The following is a 3,315-nucleotide window of genomic DNA, read 5'->3' as shown; positions in this document are numbered from 1 at the left end:
CTGCGCGCCGCCACCCGCGAGGCCACCGCCCAGATCGCCGACCAGGCCACCGAGCTCGCCTTCGAGCTCACCCGCGACCTGGTCGGCCACGAGCTCGCCGCCGCGGCCGACCCCGGCGCGGCCGTCATCGCGCGGGTCCTCTCCGCGCTCCCCGACGAGCCCGGCGTGGTCGTCCGGGTGCACCCCGCGACCGCCGCCTCCAACGCCGCCGGCCTGCTGGTCGAGCACGGCGTGCGGCTCGTCGCCGACCCCGACCTCCAGCCCGGCGACGCCGTCGTCGAGACCGACCGGACGGCCGTGGACCTGTGCGTCACCTCGGCCCTCGAGCGGCTCCGGGAGGTGCTCCGGTGAGCGCGATCCTCGACGAGACCCGCGACCGGGCACGTCTCGCCGTCCGGCCGCTCCGCCTCGGCCGCGTCGTCGGCCTGCTCGGCCTGCGCGTGACCATCTCCGGCGTGACCGCCGCCCTCGGCGACCTGCTCGAGGTCCAGGGTCTCGCCGGCCCGGTGCCGGTGGAGGTCGTCGCCAGCGGTGACGGCCTGCTGACCTGCCTGCCGCTCGGCGACACCACCGGGCTGCGTGCCGGCGACTACGTCATCGGGCGTGGCGAGGGCCTGCGGATCCCGGTCGGCGAGGCCCTGCGCGGCCGGGTCCTCGACGGCCTCGGGCGACCGATGGACGACGGCCCGACCCTCGACGCCCTCCCGACCGTCGTCGTCGACAACCTCCCGCCGGCCGCGCTGACCCGGCCCCGGATCGACCAGCAGCTCGGCCTCGGCGTACGCGCCATGGACTCGCTGATCTCCTGCGGCCGCGGACAGCGGCTCGGCATCATGGCCGGGTCGGGCGTCGGCAAGTCGAGCCTGCTGTCGATGATCGCCCGCGGCACCGACGCCGAGATCTCGGTGATCGCGCTGATCGGGGAGCGCGGCCGCGAGGTCCGCGAGTTCCTCGAGAACGACCTCGGCCCCGAGGGTCTGCGCCGCTCGATCGTCGTCGTCGCCACCTCCGACGAGCCGCCGGTGGTCCGGCTCCGCGCCGCCTTCGTCGCGACCCGGATCGCGGAGTGGTTCCGCGACTCGGGCCGGCACGTCGTGCTGATGATGGACAGCCTCACCCGCGTGGCGCTCGCCCAGCGCGAGATCGGGCTGTCCGCCGGCGAGCCGCCCGCGACCCGTGGCTTCCCGCCCAGCGTGTTCGCACTGCTGCCCCGGCTCCTCGAGCGCGCCGGCACCTCGCCCGACGGCTCGATCACCGGGCTCTACACGGTGCTCGTCGAGGGCGACGACCTGCAGGACCCGGTCGGCGACTCCGCCCGGTCGATCCTCGACGGTCACGTGGTGCTCTCCCGCGACCTCGCGACCTCCGGGCACTTCCCCAGCATCGACGTCCTGGAGTCGATCTCCCGCGTCGCCTCGGCGATCATCGCCACCGAGGGCAAGCAGGACGCCACCCGGCTGCGGCAGCTGCTGGCGGCGTACCGCTCCGTGCGCGAGCTGGTCGAGATCGGCGCCTACGTCGCGGGCACCGACGCCGACGCCGACCAGGCGCTGGCCCTGATGCCGCGCATCAACGACTTCCTGCGTCAGGACATGGCTGACGTCACGCCCACCGCGGACACCTGGTCCGCCCTGCACGAGCTGGTGAACCCATGACCCGTCACGGTGAGACGAACCTGCGCGGCCTGGTCCGGCTGCGCAGCCTGCGCGAGCGCGACAGCCGTCTCGGCCTCGCGACCGCGCTGATCGAGGAGAACGCCGCCGCGGCGCAGGTGCGCGCCCTCGAGGAGCAGATCACGACCACGCCGGGCACCTCGACCAGTGAACTGGCCGAGTTCCGGGCCCGGCAGCACCGCATCGAGGCCCTCACGGCGGCGCTCGCCGACGCGCGGGCCGCCCACGCCTCCGCCCAGCAGCTCGCGCTGGCCGCCCGCAACCGCTGGGTCGAGGACCGCAGCCGGCTGGCGGCCGTCGAGTCGCTCATCGCCCGCCGCGCCGCCGCCGTCCGCGAGGAACGGCGCCGCCGCGAGAACCGTGAGCTCGACTCGATCGGCCAGGAGCTCTGGCGCCGTGCCCAGGCGCTCGGTGAGCGCGCCACGGAGGCGTCGTGAGCATCGCCGAGGTCACCTCCCGGATCAGCGAGATCCAGTCCCAGCTGGCGCTGCTTTCGCCGCCGGCCACGAGCAGCGCCACGTCGGCGGCGTTCGCGACCTCGCTCAGCCGCGCCGTCGCGACCGGCGACGCCACCGCGCTCGGCTCGACCGGGTCGGCGGGCGGCGAGGCCGTCGTCACCGCCGCGAAGAAGTACCTCGGTGTGCCCTACGTGTGGGGCGGGACCGACCCCAGCAAGGGCCTGGACTGCTCCGGACTGGTGCAGCGGGTCTACCAGGACCTGGGGTACGAGCTGCCGCGGGTGTCCTACCAGCAGGCCCAGGCGGGCCGACCGGTCAGCGGCGGCCTCGCGAACGCCCAACCGGGCGACATCCTCGCCTTCGGCTCCCCCGTGCACCACGTCGGGATCTACATCGGCGACAACCAGATGATCGAGGCGCCCCGCCCCGGCCTGGACGTGCGCATCGGCCCCGTCTACGAGACGCCGAGCGCGATCCGGCGGATCCTTCCGGAGACCTCGGCAGCCGGCACCGGGTCGGTCGGCACCGGTCCGATCAGCCCCGCCGGCTCGATCTCGCCCGGACCGGTCGCCGCCGGTGCGGTCGGACGGGTCGCCACCGGGACGCCGTACGCCACGCTCTTCGAGACCGCCGGTCAGCGGTACGGCGTCAGTCCCGCCCTCCTCGCCGCCGTCGCGCGCCAGGAGTCCGGCTACAACCCGAACGCCACCAGTCCCGCGGGCGCCCAGGGCCTCATGCAGCTGATGCCGGGCACCGCGGCCGGGCTCGGCGTCGACGACCCGTACAACCCCACCCAGGCGGTCGACGGTGCCGCGCGGCTGCTGAGCAGCCTGCTCGACCGGTTCGGCAGCACCCCGCTCGCCCTCGCCGCCTACAACGCGGGTCCGGGCGCCGTCCTCCGCTACGACGGCATCCCGCCGTACCCGGAGACCAAGAACTACGTCCGATCCGTCATGTCGATGTTGGGAGCAGCCGCATGACCATCACCTCCATCGGCGCACCCACCGTGACCGCCACCGACCCTGCCGCCGGCGACGCCCGCGGCACCGGCACCGGCACCGACGGGTTCGTCGCGCTCGTGCAGGCCCTCCTCGACGCCGGTCCGTCCGGAACCGGCACCCCCGGCGGGCCCGCCCAGGGCGGAGTCCCGGCACTGCCGGGCGACCCGACCACCGAGGCCGCCG

5 protein-coding genes are annotated in these 3,315 nt (G+C 75.1%); all 5 read left to right on the top strand.

Annotated features, from left to right (window positions below; all coding sequences use genetic code 11):
• Window positions 1-351 (top strand): FliH/SctL family protein (locus tag VGD85_RS09235; protein WP_331063158.1); only part of this gene is annotated, 351 nt, incomplete at its 5' end.
• Window positions 348-1,655 carry a FliI/YscN family ATPase gene (locus VGD85_RS09230; RefSeq protein WP_331063157.1) on the top strand — a complete coding sequence of 436 codons (1,308 nt, stop codon included), beginning with the start codon at window positions 348-350 and terminating at the stop codon, window positions 1,653-1,655. The genes VGD85_RS09235 and VGD85_RS09230, both read left to right, overlap by 4 nt.
• Window positions 1,652-2,110, top strand: a complete 459-nt coding sequence (locus VGD85_RS09225) for a flagellar FliJ family protein (RefSeq protein WP_331063156.1) — start codon at window positions 1,652-1,654, stop codon at window positions 2,108-2,110. Before VGD85_RS09230 ends, VGD85_RS09225 begins: the two co-directional genes overlap by 4 nt.
• Complete coding sequence (locus tag VGD85_RS09220; protein ID WP_331063155.1) at window positions 2,107-3,111, top strand: transglycosylase SLT domain-containing protein; 1,005 nt, start codon at window positions 2,107-2,109, stop codon at window positions 3,109-3,111. The genes VGD85_RS09225 and VGD85_RS09220 overlap by 4 nt, the downstream gene beginning before the upstream one ends.
• Window positions 3,108-3,315, top strand: a 208-nt coding sequence (locus VGD85_RS09215) for a hypothetical protein (RefSeq protein WP_331063154.1), incomplete at its 3' end; no start/stop codon positions are given. The genes VGD85_RS09220 and VGD85_RS09215, both read left to right, overlap by 4 nt.

It is taken from the genome of Nocardioides sp. (genome assembly GCF_036401255.1).
Classification (GTDB): Bacteria; Actinomycetota; Actinomycetes; order Propionibacteriales; family Nocardioidaceae; genus Nocardioides.
The sequence above is the reverse complement of the archived record's forward strand: the minus strand, read 5'-3'. Positions and strand labels throughout refer to the sequence as shown.